The 25604-nt window shown below is 41.0% G+C and carries 26 protein-coding genes and 3 pseudogenes; 19 read left to right on the forward strand and 10 right to left on the reverse strand.

Annotation, left to right across the window (positions count from 1 at the left end; all coding sequences use genetic code 11):
• The first annotated feature begins 128 nt into the window (after positions 1 to 128).
• From ACED53_RS14910 to ACED53_RS14975, 14 genes are all read left to right on the forward strand, one after another.
• Positions 129 to 1109 (forward strand): T3SS regulon anti-activator ExsD domain-containing protein, encoded by a 981-nt coding sequence (locus ACED53_RS14910; protein WP_017100157.1) that lies wholly within the window; start codon positions 129 to 131, stop codon positions 1107 to 1109.
• A 12-nt stretch (positions 1110 to 1121) separates the two neighbouring features.
• Positions 1122 to 1550, forward strand: a complete 429-nt coding sequence (locus tag ACED53_RS14915; RefSeq protein WP_017096464.1) for a YscB family type III secretion system chaperone — start codon at positions 1122 to 1124, stop codon at positions 1548 to 1550.
• Positions 1550 to 3421 carry a type III secretion system outer membrane ring subunit SctC gene (sctC, locus tag ACED53_RS14920; protein WP_017100156.1) on the forward strand — a complete coding sequence of 624 codons (1872 nt, stop codon included), beginning with the start codon at positions 1550 to 1552 and terminating at the stop codon, positions 3419 to 3421. The genes ACED53_RS14915 and sctC overlap by 1 nt, the downstream gene beginning before the upstream one ends.
• A gap of 5 nt (positions 3422 to 3426) precedes the next feature.
• The gene (gene sctD / locus ACED53_RS14925) at positions 3427 to 4722 is read left to right on the forward strand and encodes a type III secretion system inner membrane ring subunit SctD (RefSeq protein WP_017096466.1); all 1296 of its coding nucleotides are present in this window, start codon (positions 3427 to 3429) and stop codon (positions 4720 to 4722) included.
• Positions 4715 to 4921: an EscE/YscE/SsaE family type III secretion system needle protein co-chaperone gene (locus ACED53_RS14930; protein ID WP_017100155.1), complete on the forward strand. Its 207-nt coding sequence runs from the start codon at positions 4715 to 4717 to the stop codon at positions 4919 to 4921. The genes sctD and ACED53_RS14930 overlap by 8 nt, the downstream gene beginning before the upstream one ends.
• Positions 4922 to 4936: 15 nt before the next feature.
• Positions 4937 to 5185 (forward strand): type III secretion system needle filament subunit SctF, encoded by a 249-nt coding sequence (gene sctF, locus ACED53_RS14935; protein ID WP_017096468.1) that lies wholly within the window; start codon positions 4937 to 4939, stop codon positions 5183 to 5185.
• Positions 5186 to 5188: 3 nt separating this feature from the next.
• A complete protein-coding gene (locus ACED53_RS14940) occupies positions 5189 to 5545 on the forward strand; it encodes a YscG family type III secretion system chaperone (protein ID WP_017096469.1) in 357 nt (118 codons plus the stop codon).
• Positions 5545 to 6177: a YopR family T3SS polymerization control protein gene (locus ACED53_RS14945; protein ID WP_017100154.1), complete on the forward strand. Its 633-nt coding sequence runs from the start codon at positions 5545 to 5547 to the stop codon at positions 6175 to 6177. The genes ACED53_RS14940 and ACED53_RS14945 overlap by 1 nt, the downstream gene beginning before the upstream one ends.
• Before the next feature lie 8 nt (positions 6178 to 6185).
• Positions 6186 to 6530: a type III secretion system inner rod subunit SctI gene (gene sctI / locus ACED53_RS14950; RefSeq protein ID WP_017096471.1), complete on the forward strand. Its 345-nt coding sequence runs from the start codon at positions 6186 to 6188 to the stop codon at positions 6528 to 6530.
• A gap of 2 nt (positions 6531 to 6532) precedes the next feature.
• Positions 6533 to 7276, forward strand: coding sequence for a type III secretion system inner membrane ring lipoprotein SctJ (gene sctJ / locus ACED53_RS14955; protein WP_029223148.1), 744 nt, complete (start codon positions 6533 to 6535; stop codon positions 7274 to 7276).
• Positions 7260 to 7934, forward strand: a complete 675-nt coding sequence (vscK, locus tag ACED53_RS14960) for a SctK family type III secretion system sorting platform protein VscK (protein WP_017096473.1) — start codon at positions 7260 to 7262, stop codon at positions 7932 to 7934. Before sctJ ends, vscK begins: the two co-directional genes overlap by 17 nt.
• Positions 7913 to 8548 (forward strand): HrpE/YscL family type III secretion apparatus protein, encoded by a 636-nt coding sequence (locus ACED53_RS14965; RefSeq protein ID WP_017096474.1) that lies wholly within the window; start codon positions 7913 to 7915, stop codon positions 8546 to 8548. The genes vscK and ACED53_RS14965 overlap by 22 nt, the downstream gene beginning before the upstream one ends.
• A 422-nt stretch (positions 8549 to 8970) precedes the next feature.
• Positions 8971 to 9411 carry a type III secretion system chaperone gene (locus ACED53_RS14970; RefSeq protein WP_017096475.1) on the forward strand — a complete coding sequence of 147 codons (441 nt, stop codon included), beginning with the start codon at positions 8971 to 8973 and terminating at the stop codon, positions 9409 to 9411.
• 12 nt (positions 9412 to 9423) lie between these two features.
• Entirely contained in the window at positions 9424 to 10401 is a 978-nt protein-coding gene (locus tag ACED53_RS14975; protein WP_017096476.1) for a hypothetical protein, read from the forward strand.
• 97 nt (positions 10402 to 10498) lie between these two features.
• On the opposite strand, the pseudogene ACED53_RS14980 reads toward ACED53_RS14975, so the two are convergent.
• From ACED53_RS14980 to ACED53_RS14990, 3 genes and pseudogenes are all read right to left on the reverse strand, one after another.
• Positions 10499 to 11537: pseudogene (locus ACED53_RS14980) on the reverse strand (IS630 family transposase).
• Positions 11538 to 12175: 638 nt separating this feature from the next.
• Complete coding sequence (locus ACED53_RS14985; protein WP_017096479.1) at positions 12176 to 13645, reverse strand: hypothetical protein; 1470 nt, start codon at positions 13643 to 13645, stop codon at positions 12176 to 12178.
• A gap of 11 nt (positions 13646 to 13656) precedes the next feature.
• On the reverse strand, positions 13657 to 14115 hold the full coding sequence (locus tag ACED53_RS14990) for a CesT family type III secretion system chaperone (RefSeq protein WP_017096480.1): 459 nt from the start codon (positions 14113 to 14115) through the stop codon (positions 13657 to 13659).
• 578 nt (positions 14116 to 14693) lie between these two features.
• Between ACED53_RS14990 and ACED53_RS14995 the strand changes: the two genes are divergently transcribed.
• Complete coding sequence (locus tag ACED53_RS14995) at positions 14694 to 16724, forward strand: hypothetical protein (RefSeq protein WP_017100925.1); 2031 nt, start codon at positions 14694 to 14696, stop codon at positions 16722 to 16724.
• A 61-nt stretch (positions 16725 to 16785) separates the two neighbouring features.
• Entirely contained in the window at positions 16786 to 17205 is a 420-nt protein-coding gene (locus ACED53_RS15000) for a type III secretion system chaperone (protein WP_017096482.1), read from the forward strand.
• Positions 17206 to 17329: 124 nt separating this feature from the next.
• Here the strand turns inward: ACED53_RS15000 and ACED53_RS15005 are convergent.
• A pseudogene (locus tag ACED53_RS15005) lies at positions 17330 to 18252 on the reverse strand (IS5 family transposase).
• Positions 18253 to 18319: 67 nt separating this feature from the next.
• Here ACED53_RS15005 and ACED53_RS15010 point away from each other — a divergent pair.
• Positions 18320 to 18454 (forward strand): annotated as a pseudogene (locus ACED53_RS15010) (transposase); the annotation flags it as partial.
• Between the two features lie 193 nt (positions 18455 to 18647).
• Here the strand turns inward: ACED53_RS15010 and ACED53_RS15015 are convergent.
• Positions 18648 to 20153: an aldehyde dehydrogenase family protein gene (locus ACED53_RS15015; protein ID WP_017098662.1), complete on the reverse strand. Its 1506-nt coding sequence runs from the start codon at positions 20151 to 20153 to the stop codon at positions 18648 to 18650.
• A gap of 376 nt (positions 20154 to 20529) precedes the next feature.
• Here ACED53_RS15015 and ACED53_RS15020 point away from each other — a divergent pair, with 376 nt between their 5' ends.
• Positions 20530 to 20925: a hypothetical protein gene (locus ACED53_RS15020; protein WP_017098661.1), complete on the forward strand. Its 396-nt coding sequence runs from the start codon at positions 20530 to 20532 to the stop codon at positions 20923 to 20925.
• Positions 20915 to 21172, forward strand: a complete 258-nt coding sequence (locus ACED53_RS15025; protein ID WP_017098660.1) for a hypothetical protein — start codon at positions 20915 to 20917, stop codon at positions 21170 to 21172. Before ACED53_RS15020 ends, ACED53_RS15025 begins: the two co-directional genes overlap by 11 nt.
• 477 nt (positions 21173 to 21649) lie before the next feature.
• Here the strand turns inward: ACED53_RS15025 and ACED53_RS15030 are convergent, their stop codons facing one another.
• From ACED53_RS15030 to ACED53_RS15050, 5 genes are all read right to left on the reverse strand, one after another.
• Positions 21650 to 22678: a GlxA family transcriptional regulator gene (locus ACED53_RS15030; protein ID WP_017101131.1), complete on the reverse strand. Its 1029-nt coding sequence runs from the start codon at positions 22676 to 22678 to the stop codon at positions 21650 to 21652.
• A 157-nt stretch (positions 22679 to 22835) separates the two neighbouring features.
• Entirely contained in the window at positions 22836 to 23315 is a 480-nt protein-coding gene (locus ACED53_RS15035) for a hypothetical protein (RefSeq protein ID WP_017098658.1), read from the reverse strand.
• Complete coding sequence (locus tag ACED53_RS15040; RefSeq protein ID WP_017098657.1) at positions 23299 to 24096, reverse strand: winged helix-turn-helix domain-containing protein; 798 nt, start codon at positions 24094 to 24096, stop codon at positions 23299 to 23301. Before ACED53_RS15040 ends, ACED53_RS15035 begins: the two co-directional genes overlap by 17 nt.
• The gene (locus ACED53_RS15045; RefSeq protein ID WP_017098656.1) at positions 24077 to 24607 is read right to left on the reverse strand and encodes a hypothetical protein; all 531 of its coding nucleotides are present in this window, start codon (positions 24605 to 24607) and stop codon (positions 24077 to 24079) included. The genes ACED53_RS15040 and ACED53_RS15045 overlap by 20 nt, the downstream gene beginning before the upstream one ends.
• Positions 24582 to 25319 (reverse strand): helix-turn-helix domain-containing protein, encoded by a 738-nt coding sequence (locus ACED53_RS15050; RefSeq protein WP_241810843.1) that lies wholly within the window; start codon positions 25317 to 25319, stop codon positions 24582 to 24584. Before ACED53_RS15050 ends, ACED53_RS15045 begins: the two co-directional genes overlap by 26 nt.
• Positions 25320 to 25604 lie beyond the last annotated feature (285 nt).

A 25604-nucleotide genomic window follows, 5' to 3' on the forward strand; every position in this document is an offset into this window, starting at 1 on the left:
AAAATTTTCTGACTAATTTTGAAAGGCATTAACGGGTGTAAACCCTATTATGCTCAGCGTAACGATGAGCAAAACTATTATCTCTACTTCCTTCTGGATTGCTCGAAGTAGATACGGAGAAGATTAAAATGAAAAAGCAGCATTGGCGACGCCGTTCGCTTTTTCCTAACAACATTGTGCTGCAGAGGAAGGTCACTGTATTGCAGCGAGGCGCAAGGTACGAGGGCTTACCTAAATCAACTCAAGAGCTTAACGTTGTTAATGTAAACCACAGACAGCTACTCAGTGAAGGTGTTCTGAGTTACGACCAATTGTCTTTACTGCAGCGCTTGCTTGATCGTAATGTTGTTGATTGTTTATGTGCAAGTCAGCTAATTAAAACATATCAAAAGCTTGGAACGTGTTTAGACCGCTCTGCTATGCGCCTTTTCTTAGAAGTGGGTGGGCAACTAAGTGACGAACGGGTGTTGAACTCTTTTGAACAAAGACTGGATTACATTAATCAGCGATTAGGTTACCGCTTCAATCTAGCGTCACCTAAGACACTAATTCTTTCGATGTATTTAACCTTAAATGAATGGTGCAATCAGCAAACGGATCAGAGGGCGCTACAAGACTCCATCAAGCTTGAACAGTTAATCAATCAACTGAGTATTCAGAAAGAGTATTGGATGAGATTGTCCGGAGAAGCGAGTAGCACATTTTTTGCTGAACAACAGTTGGATCTCATTGAGAATCAGCATAGTGAATTGCATGACCAACTTCGCGTTCTCAATGTGCAACAAAATCAAGTTATTGAATCTCATCGAGCACTAGTTGAAGAGTGGAAGCCAACTCTAGATAAACTCAAGGGCTTATATGAGTGCGGTAGAATATCAGATAAATTTATATCTGAATGGAAAATATGGTGTAGCCAGGCTCGAGTACAAGCTCCTGAGCTGAGCGATATTTGGGATGCATGTGAGCTTGTGTTTAGCGATCTAAATGCCGTCGCTAAAATTTGGCAATGGTTTCAAGATATGCAAACCGTTGGCAGAGTGGATCATTACTACGTTGATATTCAAAACAATGAGTGCGGGCAAGCTTGTAACAATCTCAGGCAGATTTAAATAGGACTAAATATGTTAGATAAAATGATGAAATCCCTAGCGGAAACGTTAAGGGAGGGGGATTTTATTGCCTCAAGTAATGGTTCCTATGATATCGAAGTTGACCAGATGCAGCTTAATATTAGCCAGCACTCATCATGGATCTTGTGGGAAACCGTGCTCCCATTTTATTTTGAATCGCACCTTGATTTTCAAAAAGAGCAGGCGCTAAAACATTGTATGCAGCTCTCCTTGAAAACGTTGCGAGATACACGCAGCACGTTGACGGTGAATGACAAAGAACAGTTGATTATGCAAGGGAAGATGATTATGGAAAGTGCAACGACAGAAGAGCTTTGCACGCAGCTTGCTCAGCACGTAAATTTAGTGGAGCAGTTCAATGATTTGCTCGAACATCAACGTGTTAATCATACTGTTAGTCACAGTGTTTGGATCCCATAATGCTTGCAGTTTTAAAGTCACAAATAAGCAGAATCGTGCTGTCAGTAGTGTACGTTTCAAGTTTGATAATAGCAGTTCCTTCACATACCTCTGAGCTTGATTGGGTCGATCAACCGTTTCGTTATTACGCGGACAATGATTCACTAAAAGAACTGCTGAATAACTTTGGCGCAAACTACCGTGTTTCAGTGTCGGTTAGCGACAAGGTAAATGACCGAGCCAGTGGTCGATTTTCACCAGAAGATCCAGCCGAGTTTCTCGATTATCTGGCACAGGTTTACAACTTGATGTGGTACTTCGACGGTGCAGTGCTGCATGTATACAAAGCGACAGAAACCCGTTCACAATTGTTGCAGCTCGAACTGTTAACAGCTCGCGAATTACGTAGCACCCTGATCTCGACAGGGATTTGGGATTCTCGTTACGGCTGGCGTGCAGCGGAAAATAAGGGGCTGGTTTACTTAGCTGGCCCACCGAGATACGTCGATTTAGTTGTGCAAACGGCAGAAGCACTGGAAAGCAGACTGGTACAGAAATCCAATTCAACAGATGAATTGTTTGTCGATATTATTCCCTTGAAGTATGCATCTGCGACAGATCGAGAGATCAGTTATCGTGACCAAGGTGTCACGGTTCCTGGGATTGCTTCGGTACTAAGCCGAGTGCTTTCAGGTGTTCAAACTCAGGTTAAAGTGGCGAAAAAGAACGAAGAAGTAATAACCAATACGCCTAAGAAAATTACTAATAATGTCTCTTTACATAGCGGTGCATCGGTTGAAGCAGAACCAGGTTTAAATGCAATCATTGTGCGTGATACAAAAGCTCGATTACCGCTGTATCACAAGTTGGTGGCGCAGTTAGATCAACCGCAGTCAAGGATCGAAGTCGCACTTTCTATCGTTGATATTAGTGCTAATGACTTAAGTCAGTTGGGTGTTGACTGGCGAGCTGGTCTTGCAGTGGGTAACAACAGTATTTTGGACCTCAAAACAACTGGTGACGTAGGTAATGGTGATGTCAAGCTTGGTAGTGGGCAAAATTTTAAGTCTCTGCTTGATGCGACGAACCTAAATTATTTATTGGCTCAAATTCGTTTGCTTGAATCTAGAGGTAGTGCGCAAGTGGTTTCCAGACCAACCTTGTTAACACAAGAAAATGTGGAAGCGGTCCTTAATAACAGCAGTACATTTTATGTCAAGTTGATAGGCAAAGAAACCGCAGCACTAGAGAAAGTGACTTATGGAACGTTATTGAAAATTGTACCTCGCATCGTTGGCGACCGTTTGGTTGAAAGACCTGAAATCAATTTGAGTCTGCATCTAGAAGATGGTGCGGAAATCCCCGATGGTGACATTGATGGTGTTCCTTCAATTCGTAAAACAGAAATTAGTACTTTGGCAACGGTAAAGCAGGGGCAAAGCTTGCTGATTGGTGGAGTATACCGTGATGAAATTAGCAACAAGCTTCGAAAAGTTCCTTTGTTAGGAGATATTCCATACCTCGGCGCTTTGTTTAGAAGCACGGAAAGCTCCACGAGAAGAACAGTACGTATGTTCATTATAGAACCAAGAATTGTTGTCGATGGTATCGGAGACAACGTACTTATCGGAAATGAATATGACTTAAGGCCAAAGATTGGCACGTTGAATAGTATTTCCAATAACAGTGCAGGCCTTAAATCAGCACTTGCTTTGTACAGCTGTACAAAGGAAGTACAAGCAGTACGTTATCAGCAAGATTTGTTGTCACAAGGAAAGTCATCGTTGTTAGCAGAATGTGAGCTTCCTACGGGGCAGAAAGGGTGGAGAGTACAAATTAAAGAGTGTAATGGCTCAGAGAATCATTGCGTTCGACCATTAGAGGAGCAGTAACCTCAATGCAACAATGGAAAATTCGTATTCTTTCCGGTGTTCATTCCGGAGTGGAAGTCACTTTACCCAACGATTCATTGGTATTGGGTAGTGATGACTTTACCGCTGATTTAGTCTTAACCGACTCTGGCATTAAAGCAAGTCACCTCGTTTTAGTTTGCGATGGTGAAACGGTTTCACTACGTGAGTGTGAAGAAGTCTCAGTCAATAACGAAATTATCGCCGTTGATGCCGGTGGCGTTGATTTGTCGCGAAAAGCCTTGGTTTCTGTGGGTCGTTTAACCTTTGCTGTTGGTTATTTGGAAGATGATTTAGTTATTGAGATGGCAAATGACGTAGCAAGCAAGCAAGCGAAACCAATTGGCCATAAACCATCATCGGGTTGGAAGAAAATGCTGCTCATCGGATTGATTTGTGGCCTGATCCCAAGCGTTATCTTTATAGGTATTTGGTACGACCAAGTGCATGCGAGCGACAAAGACGTAATCACAGAAGCGGAGCCGATAGTCTTGGTACGCAATATTCTTAGTGAACTCGAGTTGAACGATGTTCGCGTTGAATGGAATGCCAATGCTCTACAGGCTGTACTTGAAGGTTACGTAGAAGATAGAACGCAAAAGGTACAACTGCTTGGTCGAATTGATGCATTAGGTATCAACTACAAGAGTGACCTGAGAACGATGGAAGAGATACGTCGTGGTGTGCGTTTTATCTTACGAAACCTCGGTTATCACCAAGTAAAAGTAGAAAATGGTAACGAGACAGGTACGCTGCTGTTAACGGGTTACATTGATGATGCAAGTCGTTGGAACCAAGTTGAGCAGATCTTAGAACGAGATGTCCCAGGGCTTATCGCTTGGAAAGTAGAGCTACAAAGGGCGGGGGCATACATGGTTACTCTAAAAGAGTTGTTAGGAGAAGCGGAGCTCTTAAAGAAAGTTCAGCTTGTTACTAGCGGTGATCGTATTGAAGTTCGTGGCGAGCTTGATGATGTTGAAACAACTCGATTTTATGGTGTAACGAGAGATTTTCGAGAGCAGTATGGCGAGAAACCATATCTTGTCTTGAAATCTATTCCTAAAGTGAGCAAAGGAACAAACATCGATTTTCCGTTTCGTAGCGTGAATTTTGGCCTATTTCCTTATGTCATCCTCACTGACAATGTTCGTTACATGGTAGGAGCTCGCACTCCTCAAGGGTACCGTATTTCAAGCGTTACTCCGGCAGGAATTGAACTCGTAAAACGCGGGCGGGTAATCACTATTGATCTAGAGTATGAAGGTGAAAATAACAATGACTAATCTTGAGCAGTTATTACAAGGCGATTCAGGGCAGCAAGAAAAAGAGGTGATCATTTTTAAGTTCAAGCAAGCGCAATCAGCGATAAAGCGTCAGCTCCATCTTGGCTGTTCACCAAAAGAATACCAGTTGCTACACAAACAGCACGAGGCTTATCAAGCAGCATTAACGGTAATTGAAACATTTCTAGACAACAAATAAAAGAAGGCGATATATATGTCATTTTATGATTCGAGTAAAGGCGTTAACCTCGACGCAGTTAAAGCTAAATTGTTACAGCAATCAAAAACAGCGAATGAAGCGGTAAACACCGCGATCAAAAACTTAGAAACGAACGCAGACGATCCTTCAAAGCTTGCAGAGCTACAGCATACAATCAACAAATGGTCTGTGGTATATAACATCAATGCGACCACAACACGTGCAATCAAAGACGTGATGCAATCAATTCTGCAGAAGGTATAACCTATGGATAAAGGCATGTGTTTACTTCTGGCTGAGACAGCGTTGATGGCAACCGGTCTGCATCGTCATGAAGAGGCAAATACCATTGCGGAATGCCTTGAGTTGCAAGGTGATGCAGAAGAAGTCGTTGCTATGATTCGTTCAATGAGTTTGATGAATCGTGGCTTGTACGAGGACGCTCATCGTTTACTTGAACCGCTTTGCGTGACACGCCCAGACTTAATCGGTCTGGCTGCGCTAGCGGCAGGAAAAGCTGGGCTCTTAAGCAAAGCCGAATCGTGGTTAGATATGGCATTAAAAGGCAATGAAGAAAACCAAGCCTTTGCCATGAGTTTTTCTAAAGACATCAGGAACCTTTAATGAAGGTTGAAAGCAACGGAATCAACAACATGCTCAGTCAGGTGCCGAAAGCACCCCGGAATGATACACCTGATGCGAACAAGATGAACCGTTTGATGAGTGAGAACCCACCAGATAAGAACATACCGACTACGAAAAAAAATACGGATAGTGTCACGCGGTCTAAAGGTAGAACAGCAGCTATTAAAGAGTGGTACGAAGCACTAAAACGTTCTGGAGACTTCAGCGCAGCAGCGCTTAGCAGAACGCTTAAAGACGCGTTTATTTCGCCTAGTGAGAAAAAAAAAGCCTTATGGTATGCCTTTAGTCAGGAACAAAGCGCAAAAGGCACTGATAAAGCATCACCAGAATTGTTGGCATTATTTAAGCATGAGCTGTTGGGCAGTTTTTCAGGGCGCTTGCTAGCGACTCCCCCTAAAGACCGCCGAGAGTTGAAAGCGTTGCTTTCTGAACATTTCCCACTTGGTGCGCAAAAAGAACAAGCGCTTTGGCACTGTTGGGGTGAGTTGAAAGACATCCCTGCCCAAGCTCCAGTATTGGAGGTGGTCCGAAAAGAACTGAGCTTTGTTATACAAAAGAATGCCATGGTCAAGAACATGTTGAGTTACAGCCACAAACTAGACCTCTCATAGGAACGGATATGATTAATACGCAGTACACAGAAGTGATGCAAACCAACCTCGAGCAAGTGCAAGACGCACAAGCTGAAGCGGGACTTAGTGAGCGTTTCGAGCAAGCGATGCTATCGCCTGAGGGAAACCACGGTTTAGAAGGTGGCTTGTTAGAAAACATTAGCGAACTGAAAAACACCATCGACAATGCAAAAACTAACTTAACCGATAGCATGGCAATGGTTGGTGACGACCCTGCTCAGCTCTTGCAGATGCAATGGGCGTTGAGTCGAATTACCTTTCAAGAGGAGCTGATTGCCAAGACGGTAGGTAAAACGACACAGAATGTAGAAACATTGTTGAAGGCCCAATAGTCATGATGAAGACAATACGTGCCGTGTGCATGTTACTCGTGTTATTTTTAGCTGGCTGTCAGACGGAGCTATACACTGGAGTAAGCCAGAAAGAAGGCAATGAAATGCTGTCTATTCTGCTTTCTGAGGGGGTGGTGGCAACCAAAGAACCGGATAAAGACAACACCATAAAATTGATGGTAGATAACGCTCAAGTCGCATTTTCGGTTGATGCTCTGAAACGTAAAGGCTACCCGAAAGAGCAGTTCTCAACACTCAAAGAAGTGTTTCCGAAAGATGACCTGATTTCGTCTCCGATTGCAGAAAGGGCGAGGCTTATATACGCGAAATCGCAAGAACTATCATCAACGCTGTCACAAATTGATGGAGTGTTAGTGGCACGCGTTCACATTGTACTTGAAGATAAAAACCTTCGTCCAGGTGAACGTCCAACTCCTGCTTCTGCATCAGTGTTTATTAAACACGCAGCGGATGTGGCACTCGACTCTTATGTACCTCAAATTAAGCAGTTAGTGAACAATAGTATTGAAGGGCTTAACTACGAACGTATTAGCGTTGTCATAGTACCATCTTCGGAAGTTCGTGTGACGGCTCAAAGCAAGCAATTTGAAAGCATTTTGTCTATTCAAGTGACCAAGGACACGGCAAGCAACTTGATTGCTATCCTCGTTTTCTTGTTACTACTTATCATCGGTTCTAACGCAGCGACGTTTGCATGGTGTCGTAGGAATGCGCAACGTGGTTAATTCTGATACGCCAGTTTCTCAGATTTATCATCAGTTTAATTATTGTCCTTGCAGTTATATTGATGAGAGTTGGATAAGCAAGAAACAGCCTTGGTTATTACGAGTCCAAGACTGGAGACACCAGGCTGCGATCAATCAATGGTGTATTGAAGAATGGCAGCTATCAACGATTACTGATCATGTTTTTAATCATCCATTTAATAGTTTGGTGTTACTTCCAGTTGAAACGACTAACAAATTACTGTTGCTGATTGGTGGGGCAATGTATTGTGAATCGATGCGCCAAGTTGTCTTGAAACAACCAAAGCAGTGCCTCAATCATATTTTTGGTGTCGATGAAACGCGTTTTTTAATTCAACACGGGCCAATGATGATCTCAAATTGGCCAAACGGTTGGCAAAAAACATTGCCGGCGAGTTTAGATGAAGCCAGCTTTGAAAAGGCAGCCCGTGAACTTGGGTATCTATGGGTCACATTTTTACTGGAGAAATCACCATCAGAGCTTGTACAAAGGTGGCAGTTCAAGCTCGATTGTTCATTAACCCAAACAAAACTCAGTGCTGATTGGTTCGATGAAACGCATCGAGATCTTGCTTATCGACTTATAAAGAAAATCGCAAAACAGGTAATCCCTCAATGGTTTCATTTGTTGAAATAAAAACTGACAACTTGCAGTTGGCTACAGGTCTAAAGATTCTCAAAGCAAAGGATTATGTGAGTTATTTAGATTCGCAACACTTGGTTGAAGCTGCACACTCTAAAGCCGAGAGCATTATTACAAAAGCTGACGATGCTTATGAGTTAGAAAGACAGCGTGGTTACCAGGATGGTATCGATCAAGCGAAGATAGAGAGCGCAGAAACTATGATGTCAACGCTTGCACGATGTAATGAGTACTACTTGCAAGTCGAACAGAAAATCACTGGCGTAGTGCTTGATGCCGTAAGCAAAATTATCAGTAGTTTCGACGATGTGGAAACAACGGCAATAGTGGTGAGGGAAGCGCTTCAGCTGGTCAGTAATCAGAAACAAGTGATTCTGCACGTGCACCCCGAGCAAGTGACAGAGGTGCGAGATAAGGTTTCCTTAATACTCAGTGACTTCCCGGAGGTCGGCTATGTTGACGTTATTGCAGATGCGAGACTCAAAAATGGTGGGTGCATACTGGAAACTGAAGTCGGTATTATCGATGCCAGTATCGACGGGCAACTGCAAGCTCTTAAGCAGGTGATCACTAAGCAATTCAGTGAGCGCCAACAGATACAGTCTTGACGTGCTTATCTTTAACTCTCGAAAGCTCAGAAAAACGCTGGGCTTTTTGAGCTTTACTTTCTATTCACTGTACCTTTCTACCATTTCTCTAGTTTTATCTTAGCTTCCCATCCGATCTTTATAAACGGCTTAAAATGAAAAAAAGCCGACCATATCTGGCATATTCTGTGACTGTTATTGAGCACAATACTTACATCAACGGGAACTCTGATTATCTTAAAGGCTCTATTAACTATCGCCTCATAAGAGAGTAACGTTCGTTAAGAATACTGAATTTGTTTTTCTAAAAACGGTTAATCTAACAAAATTAACCAGCAACAATGGAAAATAAAATAATGTGATAGGTGTATTTAAATTCGAAATTTTATATCTTTTATTTTAAATAGATACATCAATATTAAATATCAGGATGGTAGGTGAGTATGGATAAGGTAAATACCTTACTAATTGAGCTTGGTAACACACTCGATATTGAACGGGTGACTGCATATGATTATCAAATGTGGACAGTATATATGTCTGCAGGCAAAGAGATTGAAGTTCAAGGCTTGGATGAGAGAGAAGAACTGTTACTTTCAATCAAGGTTTGCCAAGATGAAGAGTCATTTGAAATTAAAAAACTGAAAACACTTTTGGAATATAACTTCTTATACCGGGAGTCAGGTGGGGTACAGTTCTGTATAGACCCTAAAAACAATGAAGTACACATGCAGATAAGTATACCACTTACCTCAGAAGTGAGTCGTGTTTCTATCCTGATTACTCAGCTTATGGAGCTTTGTGAACTGTGGAAGCAATATCTAACGGCTCAGTTTCAATCGATTGAGCAACATAAAAAGCTGCATACTTTCATCTCTGTTTAAAAGGTTAGGGTTATGGTAAATATCAATACATCACATATGCATTCGCTGAGCGAACTCACTGCACAGTTATCTACACAAAACCAATCGGACGACAAAGAAGTTCGGGCTCACGGAGGCAAGGACATCTTTGTTAAAGAAGGTGCGCCGAAAAACACAAGCGTAAGCTCTCGTATCAATCACCAAAACAAAGCGAAATCGATCGTCGTTGATCTATTGGTTAAGCAAGGTCTGCCAAAAGGTGTCGCCAAAGCTATGATGCAAAACGTACTGAATGGTGAAAATAAGTTGACTCTTGGAAACCTTAAAGACCTAGAGCGATTATCGACAGGGCCTAGAGAGAATTGGCCAAGTGTTTCAAGCACTTCAAAACCATCCAGCGCAGGTAAAACCGCTCCAGCAGATGCCTTGATTAGAAAGCACCAAGCTACACTGCAAAAGTTGGGTGATTTCGCTTGTACTGACCTTAATACCTTCGGTGATAAGAGATCTGAGTTCTATCAAGCGAAAGCGAAGCCAAGACTAGAAGGCTTCTACGCAAATCCAGCAAGAGTTCAACAAGATAAAAAAGCGACCATGTCAGCAAACATGGTTCAAGTGGCGGCTCAAAGAGGCAATAGCCCTCAGATGGGGACACTTCAAAACATTGCGAAATCCGTTCAGGACGCAAAAGCCGGTTGCTGTACTACGTTTGCCTTTGCCGCGGCCGCTGAAATGATTCAAGGGATGCAGGGTGATGCGAATCAAAACACTAAGGTCGAAGTAGTGGCATTCAAGAAAGGACACTCAGGCACGCACTTGTATGTTTTGGTTGGTAGACAGGACGGTAGTGATATCAAAGACCCAAGCTCATGGAATAAAGATGTGAAAATTGTAGACCCTTGGGCAGCTTCAGCATTTGGTGCGAGAATGTTTGGTGATATTGCTCATCCACCGGTTTCCAACATGTTCCCACCATCTGAAGTGATTTTTTCTAGCCACAAACTGGACTAAAGATTCCATAATCGGTTGCTAATATTTACTACCAAAAAGGAGCAGTATTACTTTGCTCCTTTTATTTTTTTAATGTAAGTGATATCAATCTGGAAAATTAACTGCTCAAGTCTATCCATTCTCTAGCGCACATTTTCGATACCCTTTTCGGCACTTCAAGAAACCTATTCCACGCAACGCATACCTTGGAAACAATGTCCTCATAGTCTTCGAAGCTTTGGTTCGCTAAGTAGTGTTGTCGTAACCAACTCCATACTTGTTCTATCGGGTTAAGCTCTGTCGAATATGGGGAAAGTTTGATGATACTGACATTATCAAATTTGTGGGCGATATCATCGGTATGCCAACCTGCGCCATCCATTATTACTACAGCATGCCTTCCTTCCTTTGTCTGTGATATCGGATATTTGCTTTAAGTGTTAGATCATAATGTCTTTATTGACCCAAGGCACAACCATAGCTTCTCCAATCCCTCAGCTAGGACAAACAGAACCGAACAGGTAAGCGTACTCAAATTGCTGCTGTTTTGGCGCCCTTGGGCGCGTTCCTGTTTCAGCCCACAAGCGTGTCGTTGTGTTTTGTTGTCCGGATCTAGCTTCGTCTTGAAACCAGACATCAACACTCTCCAGCCCAATATGACCGAGGATCTTAAGGATCGTTTCTATTTTGAATTTTTTAAAATCGTCTTGGATTTGCTGTGATTGTTTGGGGTGTTTGGATCGAGAAGTTATCCAAGAAAAGCCCATGTGGTCGAGAAGATAATAGATAGAATTAGGGTGGTAGTATTTATCAAAGTTTTCCACGATGTAATCATGTATATCGCTCCCGACAAGGCGCCCGCCAGAAGGGGACTCTGCTTCTTTCTTAATGAACGCGCTGAGTTGTTTTCGTTGCTCTACATTGAGATATGCAGGCCTGCCTGTGCGAGGTTTCTCTTGAAGTCCTTCCAATCCTTCTTCAAGAAATGTCTGGACCCATTTGTTTACACTAGTTCGACTGACTTTGAGGTATTTAGCAATTTGAGTGTGCTAGTGACCTTCTTTGAAGTGGGCAAGTGCTAGTAAACAAACCTTCATTTGAATGGTTTTTTGTTGGCTTGCTAGTTTTTTAAAATCTGTCTTATTAAGGCTATCCATAGCTATTTTCTGCAAGAGTTCGACGACCTCAATTAGATCATATTTTTACTTTAATGGGTGTTACTGATTGCCTGTTTGAAGTCCTTTTTGGCTCGTTATGTGCGGTGCGGGCGCAAAAGGCTGGTTTGATATTCGTGAATACATTATCGGACACCATTCATATGATCAGTGCTTATGCTTCATCAAATAAGCTCGTGTTGGGGCAGATAAAAACTGAGTACAAGCTAAGTGGCATTTGATTGCGAAGCCAATAGCGATTAACTATCGCGGGGCCCTTTCAATACCTCGTCTAGGCTCGGAATCATCGCTGATATCAAATTAACGGATAATAATAGGCTATTCGAATATCAAAGGTTGGCACACAATGAGGGACTATCCGTCAACGGCCAACCTTATATATGATTCTATTGAAACTGTTCTTCAGTTCAGCTTGAGTTGCTTATCCTCTTTCAAATCTATTGCCCGAGATACTTGGCTTGGCGAGAATGTCGGGTTTTGAAAGCGAGGCAACAATTTGTAGAGCCAATGCTTCTAAATCAAAAACTGTTAAACAAGGTATACAAACCAAGGGAACTCGTCCTTTGGGAGCGTGTAACGGAAAAATTTCATCGTCAATAACTTGGGTATGATATTGACGATTAAATCCAGCCTTCTGCTAAGTACATCAACCTTAGCTGACTTGGTGAACCAAGCTTTTCTAGCGCCGAGAGTTGGCCTTGATCGAGGTTCGGGCTTTTATCCAAGTATACTCGTCCGTTCGGTGTATCTAGAGGGAGCTTGTAAGTCAACGTCTTATTGATATCCTGTGCCTTTCCTTGGTCGATAGATCTTACTGCTGGCATTAGCCAGTCCCAATCTTCTTTGAGCAACTTCTTAAGTGCACTGTTGGCCTCTGACTCAGTTTGGCTCGGTGTATCTTCGATACTCAATTTATTCGTTGATCCAACATCTGGCACCAAGTTCTCACTTGCATCAGAGCCCAACATTTTCTTAAGCGTTAAGCGCGCCAATTCCATATCCTGAGCTTCTTTCGGTGCTTGAGGTGATGTCATAGATTTGTCTTCTTTTGGGCCTAGGTACGCAATCAAAGCACGTCCTGATGCAGCATCTTGCATACTAAAGGAGAACTTCCCTTTGCTGTTAGACACTTCAATTCGAGGTAACACACCAGACATAGGTTCTTGGTGAATTTGCTCTTGAACTTCGTTGTTCAGACAGTAGGAACTCGCTTGACCGGCTACAAACCCAGAACCAGTGATTAAGCCAGATGCTGCTACACTGCCTAGCGCTTCTTTTGCAACAACAAGGACACCAGTTGTGCCCACAGAGGTGACACCAAATGCACCAAGGCTTCCCGTCGCCATACCTAAGGTCGCTCCAACCGCACCTTCAGCAGATTGAGTGGCGTGCTCGTGCGCTAATGCTTGTTGTATCGGCAATGCCAACCTTTGGTCATGACCGGGCAATTGCGCAATCTGTTCTAGTTGGTGATAGTGCGCCTCAGCATCACCATTGACTGCCGACTTATGTAATTCACGCCCCGTGGCGATCAACAAACCAACACCTGGTAACGCCAAGTTAATTACTGCGTTGATACCAGTCCCTTTGATTGTTTCTTTTGCCATCTCAAGCAGTTCAGCACCTAAGCCGTCCATTTTGCCTGGGTATTGGTTTTCGATGCTGACTTGTAAGCGTGGGTCTTTGCTGATCGAATCGAACGTGCTTTTTAGATTTTTATAAGCTTTATCGTCAATCTTCACTTCATCTAATAGGCTTACGACTTCGAGGACCTTACGCGCAGTTAAAGGCTCGCCACGATACCCTGCTGTGCTCACAAGAGAGAATGCCAATAATGCCGTTTCTGGTTTTTCTTCTTTTAGCAGCGCCTGTTTTAAATCAAGGTGGGTCTTAATATTTTCTTGGTGGTACTTTTGATATGTAGATCGCAATATGGTGTCACTCACTGCCGTGAACTTTTGCCCTTTATGAAAGGTCGACGGCTCTTTGGCTTTACCGTGCTTACTGATCACCCGCTTATCTTTTTGTGCCGCGACAGTACGAAATTGATCCAAGCTCGGAATCTGGCTTTGGCTAGTTGAAATTACCATGGGTGAACTCCTTAAACTCTAAGTGTCTCAATGTGGGATTGTTCTGGATTGATAAATTGGGTTGGGTCTTGGTCTAACATTGCAAATCGAGCCTGCCAGAGTAGGGTTTGCTCATTTAGAAGGTGAAACCAAGTTGATAGGCTCGCTGCGTTTAAGTACTCAATCGGCTTTCTGCCCGCAAGAACCAATTGCCTACCATTTGGTGCAAGTGAAAGGGTCAAGCTCCCATCCGCGATACCGAAATAGTTAGCATGCGCAATGAGTTCAAGACCTTTCAGTCTCAGTTCACCGCTTTTTTCGAGACCGCCAAAAACCACCGATAAAACAAAATCGTTTTGATCTGCCTCACTAAAGTAAATAACGTAACGATCATCAACTAATAATTGGCAACGATTTTCTTCAGCAAAATAAAGTGGAGGTAGTTCATTTATTTCACAAAACTCTTTTATTAGAACTTGTAATGTGTTCATCGTTTATTCCTTCTGTTTTATCTTGCTAGTAAACAACAAATAGTATAATTACGATGTCGAAAGTGGCTTTTATTTTGTTGATTTTCTAAACTGTCGTGATGTGTAGCACAAAGAACAAATGAATTTAATCGTCTTTGTTACGCAATTAAGCTCTCTAGTGTGAGGTTCCCCTGAACAGTTCTTGATGCTCAAGAAGAGTTATGCTGTAAAGCTCTTTGCGAAGTGTTTGGATTCACCGCAGTGGGTAAACAAGGATCGGACTCTGTCGTCAGAGTCTGTGTTTACCCCCTGAAGTCTTCGAGAGCAGATCTTAGTAACGGTTCTATTGGATTTAGTGAGTTGCCAGCTTGCAAGCATACTTACAGCAGGAGGGGGGGGAGTATAGCAAACTGGCTAAATCACTGGTTCTTATAAATTATCGTTTTTACTTCATCTAGCTGTTCTTAGTCAAGGTAAGGAGGTAGCTCGCCCCCTTTCATTTCGATATATAAAAAAAATAGGCCAATACTGAGAGCCCCCCTTGGCACTCTTAACCTATACTACCCTCTCGGTGTTTATATAGGTTCTAAGAGGTCACAATGCCTACTATCTCAGCGATTCATCAACCGATGAACTCAACAGCAATAAAGAAAAGCAACCACGCAGAATCAACTCAAAGTATCGTAAAAAGTGTACATGCCTCATCAGCAAAACAAACCTCTATAGGTTCAAGCGTCGCAAGCCCAACGACTGGCAAGTCTCATTTCAATCACGCCTATACATCACCAAAAGGGACACAAGAATTCTACTCGCAAAACAAAATGTCTTTTTCACAAAAACTAGAAAACTTTTTATCCGAGTATTTGATAAGTAAACCTGGCAGTGAAAAGAAAAGAGTAAAAGAACTGTCAAACATTGCGAATGTAACGGTAAGCAAAGATTTCAACGTCACCTGCCCACTTCCAAGTAAAGTCGGGGGCTTTAAACAGTTACTTTCAGATATAACAAAAGGACACTCTCCAACTAAAGGTGAGTTCTACCCTAAATTTAAAGCTCTAGTCCAACAATCTTTCAGCGAGATTATTTCTCTAGCACCGAAGAAAGGCCATAAAGATACTATCGAACTCAAGTCGCCATCGGTCGTATCACCTTTAGTTGATAGGCCTGTGTCAGATACTAATGTGACATCAAAAACCGCGCCTACTTCACTAGGAGTAACATCAGAACCAAGCCTAGAGACATCTAAGGGCAGCATAAGCTCATCAGAAAAAACAACCATAGAAAAGAGCAAGCAAGCTGACAATCAAAAAAACGCGACTAAAGAGCAAGTAACAGACGTTAAGTTACAAAACTATTATGAGCATGAGAGCACTTCTATCAAGAAAGAATTTGAATCACTATTTAACGCATATGCTAGCTCAAGCACTAAACATGCTGAATACGCACAGAGCTATTCTTATGATTGGTCAATGACATACTCTAATGGGTGTTACCAACTTGAATCATTACCTAAAACGGCTGAAGAATTTGCAAGTAAGTTTTGTAAGCTAACTGAAGAGCACTCCCCTAATGGTTCCTTAGGGAAGTTAGTAAAAAAAGCGTTAACAAATAAGACAACATTAGGGCAGATGTTGAGAGTTAACAAGGCCTCTACGCTAGGTCCTATGTCTCAACTGTTGCCTACAACACTGAAGGTGGTATTAAAAAGCAACTTATCTACCGAAACCGCTGCAACCTTCCAAAAAGTAGTAAAACAGGAAGTGAGCGAACAAGAACAACTTAATGCACTAAAACAGAAACAATTACCGTCACAGCTACAAAAGCTTGAACTTCAAACTAACCTCTACCAGTCTAATGTAAAAGAGTTTCCAGAAGCAGATTTAAAATGTCGTAACTTCCAAAAAGCTTTAGTAAAAGCAGTGAACAGAACTAATTCTGTTGATAAAAATAACGAACTACAAAGAAAAACAGAATTTAGAGGGCAAGGAACAGTGTTTAAAGAACTAAGCCCTAGCATAGATTTACCTGTAAATGATCAAAGTAAACACACGCTATTCGATACGAACAAAACCTACGGTATTGGGGACTTTGATAACATTGTAAGCAGTAATTTTGTAATCAAAGAAAAGACAGACTCATTCGAGAATCACCTATCAAGGTTAAATCAGAACATTGGCTTCCATATCGAAAAACTTCCAAATGAAGCCGAAGTCGCCAATGTAAACACACTCGGCATTAACCCATTAAATATTGATGTAGATAGAATGATGGCAAAATTGACGAATCTAAAACCTCTATTGTTAGAGCCAAAACCAAGTTGGAGAAGCCGACTAATTCAGCTGTTTCACCCTAAAGGTGCCGAAAACGAAGCTGAACGTCTGTCTTATCAATATATGGATATTTCACACTTACAGGCACTGAAAGACGATATATCAACCAGTTCGGAGGCAATGAAATTAACCGACCTATCGAATAAACCTTGGATGCAATATTTAGTGGCAAAGCAAGTTGAATCACTAAAATCAGATTGCCAAAGTTATAAATTGGGGCCATTTACCATCGCCTCTCCAGCGAAAAAGCAACTAGATGCACTGCTAAGTTCGAACGAATGGCTACAGAGCAAAGCTTAAAAACAAAACTTGATGATCGCACGTGATCCCTTGTTTTCGCAAAGTAAATTATTGAGGTGTAATGTTGAAATTTGAAGCCGTATTATCAGAACTTGCTGAACTATGGGGAATTGAGATCCCCGTTGAATCCGATGCGATTGAAATAATCGATAATCAGGAAAGCCTTTGGGTTCTAGAATCGCCAAAGCAATCAGATTTATTTACCTTGTATACCCCTCTACATGTCATTGTAGACCAATATAAGATGAGTGATTGGTTAAGTTTAAATATGCAGCGGGACTTACTTGGAAGCTGCTGGATTGGACTAAACAACGAAGAACTATGTCTAGGCGTGTCCTTACCAAAGGATAAATTTGACCATAACGAGCTGAATAATATTTTTGAAAATATGCATTTAATTAAAGATAAGGTTCATGCTTTACATGATTGCAATGAAAATGTTCATATTGATCTGGCTTTAATTAATGTGAAATTTATGTAGCTAACGGGTAGATAAAGTTACAACTCATTTTATCTGAATCGCGAGGTGACAAGTTTGCGTGTCATCAGCACGGCTTTGTTGCGTAATTCAGTTAGAGACAGAGCAGCCCCATTTCGTGCGTTTCTTAGTCAATACGGCAAGTTTCAGGCATACCTAACCCAGTGAGCTTGTTCAACGCTTTTATCATCGCGTAAGTTTCTCCCACTTGTGCATTGTAATTTCTTAAACTTAAACGACCACCAAATAACTGTTTAACTCGATACATCGCTGTTTCTGACAGGGAGCGTTTGTGGTAACCATACCGCTCTTTCCAATACTTATTTGAGCCATATAACTTCTGGCAACCTACTGCGAGATTTCGGGGATGACCCCGCTCCCAGAAGGCAGCCCCTTCTCTTGGAGGAATAAGCGCAACGGCTCGCTTAATCTTAATTGCATCGTGACATGCTCTCGTATCATAAGCGCCATCACCAGACACCTCGTGGATACTTCGGCGAGTTTGTTTCAGTAAATTCGGGAGTACTTCTCCATCTGTAACTTTCGATAGACTTAGCTCGGCTGCAATAATTTCATGAGTGTTTGTATCCACGGCAATATGAAGTTTTCGCCAGACTCTACGTTTGCCATCTGTCCCGTGTTTTTTGACTTTCCATTCACCTTCGCCATAAACCTTAAGGCCAGTCGCATCAATAGCTAGATGTTGTATCGTACCTCTCGTTTTTGTCTTAAGTGAGACCTCAACTTGCTTGGCTCTACGACTGATGCAGGTGTAATGCGGACAACTTAACGGTACATGGGCTAACCTAAATATCGAGTTGATAAAACCTTGCAGCGCTCTTAATGGCATAGAAAAAACTCGTTTCACCATGAGGGCTGTCGTGATAGCTAAATCACTGAACCGACGAGGCCTCCCGCGCTTATTCTGTTTGCTTTGCGTCCAGCCACTTATCGCTTCTTCATCAATCCAAAAGGTCAAAGAACCGCGGTTAATGAGTTATTGATTGTATTTTGCTTCCAGTTGGTTGTTTTATAACGAGGTTTAGGTATAGGGCTACAAGAGGGAGTGAATGTAGCTGATCAGATCGTAGGTTTAGTTCCAATGAATTACGCAACAAAGCCGAGACTATGGGGAAATCACTTTTGGGCTAGAGGGTATTTTGTAGATACGGTCGGTGTGAATGAAAAAGTCATTCGCCGATATGTACGACACCAAGATAAGCAGGACATAGAGTATGAGCAACAACTGTAGTTATTGAAGAATTGATAGCGCGGAAGCCCCTTTCTAGGGATGATAAAGCGAAATTGCCTTCTAAGAAGGCGGATATTTTTTCAGTCTTGCATTGTAAAGGGGTCAAGGAAATGGGCATGGCTTAGACCATAAATATAATGAACCAAATGTTTGTCTGCCCATTAGGTTTTCGGGCAGACAATTAGCTTAATTTTTAAAAGAAGCCTAAAGGATTAACACTGTGGCTAACGATGATATTTTTGGTGTTCTGGTAGTGGTCTAGCATCATTTTGTGTGTTTCTCTACCAATCCCGGACTTTTTATAGCCGCCAAACGCAGCGTGAGCAGGGTAAGCATGGTAGCAGTTAACCCAAATTCGCCCAGCTTGTATATTTTTCGCCATATGTGAAATCAGATTGTTGTCACGTGTCCATACTCCAGCACCTAAGCCATACTCAGTATCGTTGGCGATTGCCAGAGCTTCTTCAGTGTCCTTAAATGTAGTAACAGCAACGACTGGGCCAAAAATCTCTTCTTGGAAAATACGCATATCGTTAGTTCCTTTGAAGAGGGTAGGCTCGACAAAGTAACCATTGTCTTCATTGCTGTTACCACCAATAAGTAATTCGGCACCTTCTTCATGACCAAGAGCTATGTATTTGCGAATTTTGTCAAATTGCTCTTGTGACACCTGTGAACCAACTTGTGTGTCGGTATCGAGTGGGTTTCCTTGTTGGATCGTTTTCATGCGAGTTTGCAAACGTGAAATGAAGCGATCGTAAATTGATTCATGAATCAAAACTCGAGAAGGACACGTGCAGACTTCACCTTGATTGAAAAAAGCTAACAAGACACCTTCGATACACTTATCAAGGTAACTGTCTTCGTGATCAAATATATCAGCCATAAAAATATTTGGAGATTTACCACCTAGCTCGACTGTTGACGGAATTAGGTTCTCAGCGGCACACTTCAGAATATGCTGTCCAACTTCTGTAGAGCCAGTAAAGGCTACTTTAGCAATCTTTTTATGTGTAGCAAGTGCTTGACCTGCTTCTGAACCATAGCCATTTACGACATTGATTACACCGGCAGGGACTAGATCTTCGATGAGCTCCATCAATACTAAGATTGATGCAGGAGTTTGTTCCGCTGGTTTTAATACTACGCAGCAGCCAGCAGCCAGCGCGGGTGCCAGCTTCCAAGCGGCCATTAAGAGTGGGAAGTTCCATGGGATAATTTGTCCTACAACACCAACAGGTTCTGGGAAGTGGTAGGTCATGGTTTGTGAATCTAGTTCCGCAGCGGAACCTTCTTGAGCTCTAATGCATCCAGCAAAATAGCGGAAATGGTCGACAACGAGTGGAATATCAGCGGCGAGAGTCTCGCGAATAGGTTTCCCATTGTCCCATGTTTCAGTAATAGCAAGCATCTCAAGGTTGTTCTCAATACGCTCAGCTATCTTTAATAATATGTTTGAACGCTCAGTGACTGATGTTGAAGCCCAGTCATTTTTCGCATTGTGCGCAAAATTAACTGCCAAATCGATGTCTTCTTGAGTCGAAGCTGGAATTTCACAAATTACAGAATGGTTGATTGGGGAGGTATTAGTAAAATATTTTCCATGTTTCGGTGCTACCCATGCCCCTCCTATGAAGTTTTGATACTGCGGCTTGAAATCGACAATCGAATTTTCAGTTCCTGGTTGTGCATATAACATTTTCAGTTCCTTTTTTTAGATTCTGTGCGTTATTATCCACCCGCACATGAAAAATAAAATAAGCAACTTCAACCATAGGTTAAGCTAGAATAAAAATAGCCATACTAAATCAATGGTTTATATATTAACCGTGAAACTAAAAGTCTTGAATGCTTAGGGTATATGTCTTTTTCTAATGAATTTCATTTTAATATGCTAGTTCTATCAATGTAAATAGATCGCTATCATTACCAATATAGTAACCAAATAGGACATATATATCTGATCTTATGGACGTAATAATGGTGTTATTTTTATAACTACATGATATTTGGTTGGTTTGTTTTGTTGGTGCAATTGGTTTCACTGTTTTATTTTAAACATATAACGTTAACATATGAGGAACAAGAACAATGAACTAGAGGAATGTAAAGTGTATCAAGAATTGAGCCAACTGTTAGATGACATTGGATATGCATTTGATAAGCATGAGCTGAAGATATGTACTATCAGAGCTCAAAAAAACAAAGTTATAAAAGCGATGATTGTAAAGGCAAAAGAACTAAATTTTGATATTTCGTCAAATCTATCGAAAAGTGTCTTGTCAGCGATAGTTAGTCAGGAAGACATTAACGAGCAACAAGCGATTGACGTTTTGACGAAGTATGTAATTAGCGACAATATAATTCAAAGAGAAATGAGAGAGAGCCTTTTCCTTGCTGCGATGAGGAAAAGCGAAGAGTTTCATATTGTTATGCTATTGAATGGAGAAGGGGTAAATCGTGTTATCTGAAGAAATGCTTTATGAAAGAACCAAAGAAGCGCTGCGATGCGCACGCTTGCTTGAGCTTGATACATCCCAACAATTTATTAGAACATGTTTGAGTGCTTGTGTGGCTGATAAGCGTATTCATATTAACAATATTGGTGAGGTATTAAGCCATTCAATTGCTTATCCGAGTAAATTATTAGCTGGTGCATATGAGTCCAGTGAGCTTCATCGGTCCATAACCCCTGTCTTAGAAAAACTCTCTCAATAGTATTTGTCTGAGTGGCAAAAATGTCACATCAAAAGTAGTTGCTTGGGCCTAATCTGGCAGTCATTATTTTTTAAGCGATGTTTGTCAGATTGAACCTAAGGCTGAACTTTTTACGGTTTACGAGCTAACAGTGTATCTAGTGAATGTTAGTTGCCACTTTTTATCCACATGATTACTCGCCCTGAATTTTATAATCAATACGCATTTGACTCACCAAGATCGTCATCGTTTATTTCTTGCAGGTAAATTAGTCGACTTTGTTTTTGTTTCGCTTTTCTTTCCCTTGTGGTTTGTCGTTGAACGCTTGCAGATACAAGCGTAGGCGGAGAGACATCAACTTTCTTAAAGTTGAATTGATGAAGGCTGTGGAGCTCAAAGCCGGAGAGATACCAGCTTTATTATTGGGTTAATCATTTCAATCTAAGTGAATAACTCCCTTTTTAGCTAAGGGCTTAGGTCCAGTTAGAATTAAGGTGCTTAAATCTCACAAGCCTGTGTCGCTTTGCGATATTCTGTGGGCGTCATGTCGTAAAATTTTTTAAACAGCGACCTAAAATGGTTTGTGTCACTGTAACCAACTTGCTGGGATATTTGTTCTATGTTTAAGCTGGTAGTGTCCAGCTTGTCTCTCGCTAATACCACTCTAATACGTTGTATGTAGTTCATTGGAGATTCGCCAGTTGCTGCTTTGAAGCGACGTTTCATTTGCCTTTCACTCAAAAAACTTTTCTCTGCACACATAGCGACAGATAGCCTGCTTGGGTCTTCATTGTGCATCCACTCTTGTAACCGATCAATCAAACTGTCGCTATGTTGATGGTATTGAGCAAAGCTCGTTAAACAAATTCGCTTAATTTTTGAAACATCACCTCCTAAGTACTGTTCACATTTAATTCTTTGGGCCGTGCCTAACAAAGCATCAATTAACAAAATTGTTGCAGCAAAGTATTCTTTAATGCTGGAGGTGCAAATATATCGGTCTTCATGAGTTATTTTCAAGTGTGGTTTGAATTTTACTTGGGGGAATTGATTTCGAAAATCTTCAGCATATACCCAATGTGTAGTTGCGCTTCGTTTGTTTAAAACCCCAAGCTCAGCCAGAAGAAATGTCCCCGTACATAAAGAGAGAACAAATTCACACTGCGTAATTTGTTTTTTTAGCCAATATTTAACCTCTTTGGGTAAGACATAAGACCCCTTATTTATGTCACCACAAGCACCTATTATTAAAATGTCGGTATGTTCGACGGATTCCCAATGCGTACTACTGTTAATTGTTAGCCCCCCTAAGAATTGAGTCGGCCCCCCTGTGACTGATACATAACTGACCAGTGGCGCTGGTAATCCTGCTTGCATTGAAGCAATTGTCAGCATTTCGATTGGTCCCGAAATTGCTGTGATTGGGCTTCCTTCTAACAAGAGTGCAGTAATCTTTAAAGGTTCTCTTTTTCTGATCATGAGTATTACGTTTCTCAAATATGTCCTATTTGCTAGTACTATGTCCATAAACCCTTAAGAACACTAATAAACAAATCCGAAATTTAAATTACTCGTCATTAGATTGATTTTAAATGAATAAATTAAGTCATTGATATTTACATGTTTATAATCAACACGTTTAGTTATAACTAAATCTGTTGATGATTTAGATTGATTACTCTAATTAATCGGCCGTGATACACTGGACACTGCCGGTCAATAAACTGGAATAACAGAAAATATACTTATCTTGGTATAAGGTCTGGAAAAATTGTTCCGATGAATTCTCAATCAAGTGTGCTTCAGTGAAATCAAGTTCTGTTGAGGGAGTGTAGTTTGCGCTACGTAGCGCGTTGGTTGTCGAAAAGAGGTCTGCACCCCAGAAATAAACGGAGTAATAGATGTTGAGGGCTTTGTTTTCGCCTTCGGATAATAAGCTACAATGCGCATCGTGAACTCCTCCCCACAGATGATCTACGGTAATTACTTCTTTGAAGGAGTCGACTTCAAATTTTTTATATGTACGACCATGAGAAAATAACATGATGTTGTTTCGACCATCTAAGAATAGAGGATGATTAAGGGTATTTATCCATGAGATAAACGTAATGACGAGTATATTTGCCAAGACCAGAAAAATAATGGCTTTACCGACATTGTTCATTAATTTCCTCTCTTACTTGCTCGATTGAATAGTCTCGGGAAAAACTAAAATTCATTGTGTTGTGTTCATGTAAATTATTAGGTTGATAAACACACGATACATAGAGTTGCTCAGGGTTTTCAGAAATATAGAGCATACGTAAGTCACTTGAGTATCTCCCTTTGAGGTCATTGAAACGTTTATCTCCATTTTTAGTATCAGTAAAATAGTACGTTACGCCCAAATGTTCACGCTGGTTCCATTGAATACGATCTGTGGTGCTATTGTAATATATGATCCGCGTTAACCAAGTGAGACTAACTAAAAATAACAGTGAGAGAGTCAATAGAATGAATCTTTGAAGGTATTGTAGATGGGCCGATAGACTGGTCTTCTCATGGTCTTGAGGTTGGAGAGTGTCTGGGATTATTTCTGAACTAGGTGTTGATGAGTTGTTTTGTTCAAGAACTATTGGCACCTCAAGGCTTATTATGTTGCTTACCAGTAAATAACCATGCTTTGGGACTGTTTTTATAATATTTTGTTGTCGGCCATTGTCACCTAAAGCTATACGTAGGTGGGCTATAGACTGAGTTAAACTAGCTTGCGAGACGACTCGCCCTGGCCAAGCCACGTCGATTAGGGTACTTTTTAAAACGGTTTCGCCTTGATTTTGACATAAAAGCTCTAAAATTTTGCAATCTGTAGAGTGCAATTTTTTGCTCTCCCCATTACTTTGGTTAGTTAGCTGGCGCCTAAGGGTTGGATTAAATATCCACATGCTATGTTGTTTTCTTGTCATTGACGTCAATTTTTTCTTTATTTTCAGATATATTGACACATTGAACTGAGTTGTTCGACAGTTGGATGTAACAATATTGGTGGGAGGTTTCTAACAAAGTTTGAAAATTTTCTTCGCCGCCATCAAAGAGCGCATGTTGCTCTGGTAAATCAAAATATTCTGTTTCTGGAGTGTTAACCAGTTGATTTATATATTTTATGGAATAAATGGATTTCGGCCAAAAGGTAATAAGAAATTGTGTGTCCAGTTTTTTTCCATTGTCGAAATGGATAGAAGCCATTAATAGAAATCGGTTCCATAGATAAGGTTTTAAGTGATAGTCGATTTTTCTGTATTTCTTATCTCCCATTTGCTCACCGTAAGTCAGAACTGTTTTACTTATTTGGGTATTAACGTTTTGAGCAAAACTAGGAATAAACGATGCATTGAGAAAAATTTGAATAGGCAACAAGGCAAGTAAAAAGACAACGCTAAGCAAATAGTGTTTATTGGCATTTTTGTACAATATCATTGCTAATCCCCTCTATAGCGCGCTTAACATCAATGGAAAAGTTGATGCTTTGGCCGTAAGGTGATGATGCATTCTGGTGAATGCAACTTACATAAATCCTAGTTTTATTTGAAGCAATATAAAAATTCACATTGTTTAAAGTAGGGTGCCTAATCAGCTGTTCTAAGAGTTGTTGACTATGAAAATCGTTGTTCTTGATCGTAAAGGTGTTAGTTTGAGAGTTCAACCTTGACATGTTCAGTTTAGGTTCGCTTTGTGAAGGTATGAACAAAAACCAAAACAGTAAACAGTTCATGCTGACTAATAAAACTATTACGCCAGCTTGCCAAGAACATTTAAGCTTAAAAGCCACTACCTTATCAGGTCGCCTAGTCTCGGGTTGGGCTTGGTTAGTTAAAACTAGAGCTATTTTATTATAAGCGACAAAGTAACCGGCTTTAGGTACGGTTCGAATGATACATTGTGCTTCCACTGTATCATTCAAAGCTAAACGTAATGATGCAATGGCGTGTGTGATACTGGCATCTGAAACAAATTTCCCCGGCCAAATTTTTTTGTGAATTTCAGATTTAGTTACGACTCGATGGTTATTCGACAGTAAGAGCAATAATAACTGGCTTTCTGTTTTTGTTAGTCTCTTTTCTTCACCTGATATTTTATTTCGAAGTTGAGAGTGTTCATGAGGTCTAAAATCCCACATAGATAGCTGCATACCTATACTTGGTGTTGTTTTTAAATGAAATATTACAAACTTACCAAATTATTCAATAGACAACAACTAGTAAAATAGTATGAACTCGAGTTTATAATAAGAATTGATTATAGGCGTTGAGGGCAATTTTGCTTTGTTTTTTAACGAGAACTTTGAAAGGTATACTTAAATCAGCACAGTTACTTCCATTTATGTGTCTGGTTTCATTGAGATGCGTTGATGCCTTCCTCGGCTTTGTTGCGTAATTCAATGGAACTAAATCAAGAACCTACGATCTGATCAGCT

It is taken from the genome of Vibrio sp. 1F169, from assembly GCF_041439605.1.
GTDB lineage: Bacteria > Pseudomonadota > Gammaproteobacteria > Enterobacterales > Vibrionaceae > Vibrio > Vibrio tasmaniensis_A.

Coding starts and splice junctions, on each gene's coding strand:
- ACED53_RS14910 (WP_017100157.1), top strand. CDS start 129: ATGAAAAAGCAGCATTGGCGACGCCGTTCGCTTTTTCCTAACAACATT.
- ACED53_RS14915 (WP_017096464.1), top strand. CDS start 1,122: ATGTTAGATAAAATGATGAAATCCCTAGCGGAAACGTTAAGGGAGGGG.
- sctC (WP_017100156.1), top strand. CDS start 1,550: ATGCTTGCAGTTTTAAAGTCACAAATAAGCAGAATCGTGCTGTCAGTA.
- sctD (WP_017096466.1), top strand. CDS start 3,427: ATGCAACAATGGAAAATTCGTATTCTTTCCGGTGTTCATTCCGGAGTG.
- ACED53_RS14930 (WP_017100155.1), top strand. CDS start 4,715: ATGACTAATCTTGAGCAGTTATTACAAGGCGATTCAGGGCAGCAAGAA.
- sctF (WP_017096468.1), top strand. CDS start 4,937: ATGTCATTTTATGATTCGAGTAAAGGCGTTAACCTCGACGCAGTTAAA.
- ACED53_RS14940 (WP_017096469.1), top strand. CDS start 5,189: ATGGATAAAGGCATGTGTTTACTTCTGGCTGAGACAGCGTTGATGGCA.
- ACED53_RS14945 (WP_017100154.1), top strand. CDS start 5,545: ATGAAGGTTGAAAGCAACGGAATCAACAACATGCTCAGTCAGGTGCCG.
- sctI (WP_017096471.1), top strand. CDS start 6,186: ATGATTAATACGCAGTACACAGAAGTGATGCAAACCAACCTCGAGCAA.
- sctJ (WP_029223148.1), top strand. CDS start 6,533: ATGATGAAGACAATACGTGCCGTGTGCATGTTACTCGTGTTATTTTTA.
- vscK (WP_017096473.1), top strand. CDS start 7,260: ATGCGCAACGTGGTTAATTCTGATACGCCAGTTTCTCAGATTTATCAT.
- ACED53_RS14965 (WP_017096474.1), top strand. CDS start 7,913: ATGGTTTCATTTGTTGAAATAAAAACTGACAACTTGCAGTTGGCTACA.
- ACED53_RS14970 (WP_017096475.1), top strand. CDS start 8,971: ATGGATAAGGTAAATACCTTACTAATTGAGCTTGGTAACACACTCGAT.
- ACED53_RS14975 (WP_017096476.1), top strand. CDS start 9,424: ATGGTAAATATCAATACATCACATATGCATTCGCTGAGCGAACTCACT.
- ACED53_RS14985 (WP_017096479.1), bottom strand. CDS start 13,645: ATGGTAATTTCAACTAGCCAAAGCCAGATTCCGAGCTTGGATCAATTT.
- ACED53_RS14990 (WP_017096480.1), bottom strand. CDS start 14,115: ATGAACACATTACAAGTTCTAATAAAAGAGTTTTGTGAAATAAATGAA.
- ACED53_RS14995 (WP_017100925.1), top strand. CDS start 14,694: ATGCCTACTATCTCAGCGATTCATCAACCGATGAACTCAACAGCAATA.
- ACED53_RS15000 (WP_017096482.1), top strand. CDS start 16,786: ATGTTGAAATTTGAAGCCGTATTATCAGAACTTGCTGAACTATGGGGA.
- ACED53_RS15015 (WP_017098662.1), bottom strand. CDS start 20,153: ATGTTATATGCACAACCAGGAACTGAAAATTCGATTGTCGATTTCAAG.
- ACED53_RS15020 (WP_017098661.1), top strand. CDS start 20,530: ATGAGGAACAAGAACAATGAACTAGAGGAATGTAAAGTGTATCAAGAA.
- ACED53_RS15030 (WP_017101131.1), bottom strand. CDS start 22,678: ATGGACATAGTACTAGCAAATAGGACATATTTGAGAAACGTAATACTC.
- ACED53_RS15035 (WP_017098658.1), bottom strand. CDS start 23,315: ATGAACAATGTCGGTAAAGCCATTATTTTTCTGGTCTTGGCAAATATA.
- ACED53_RS15040 (WP_017098657.1), bottom strand. CDS start 24,096: ATGACAAGAAAACAACATAGCATGTGGATATTTAATCCAACCCTTAGG.
- ACED53_RS15045 (WP_017098656.1), bottom strand. CDS start 24,607: ATGATATTGTACAAAAATGCCAATAAACACTATTTGCTTAGCGTTGTC.
- ACED53_RS15050 (WP_241810843.1), bottom strand. CDS start 25,319: ATGCAGCTATCTATGTGGGATTTTAGACCTCATGAACACTCTCAACTT.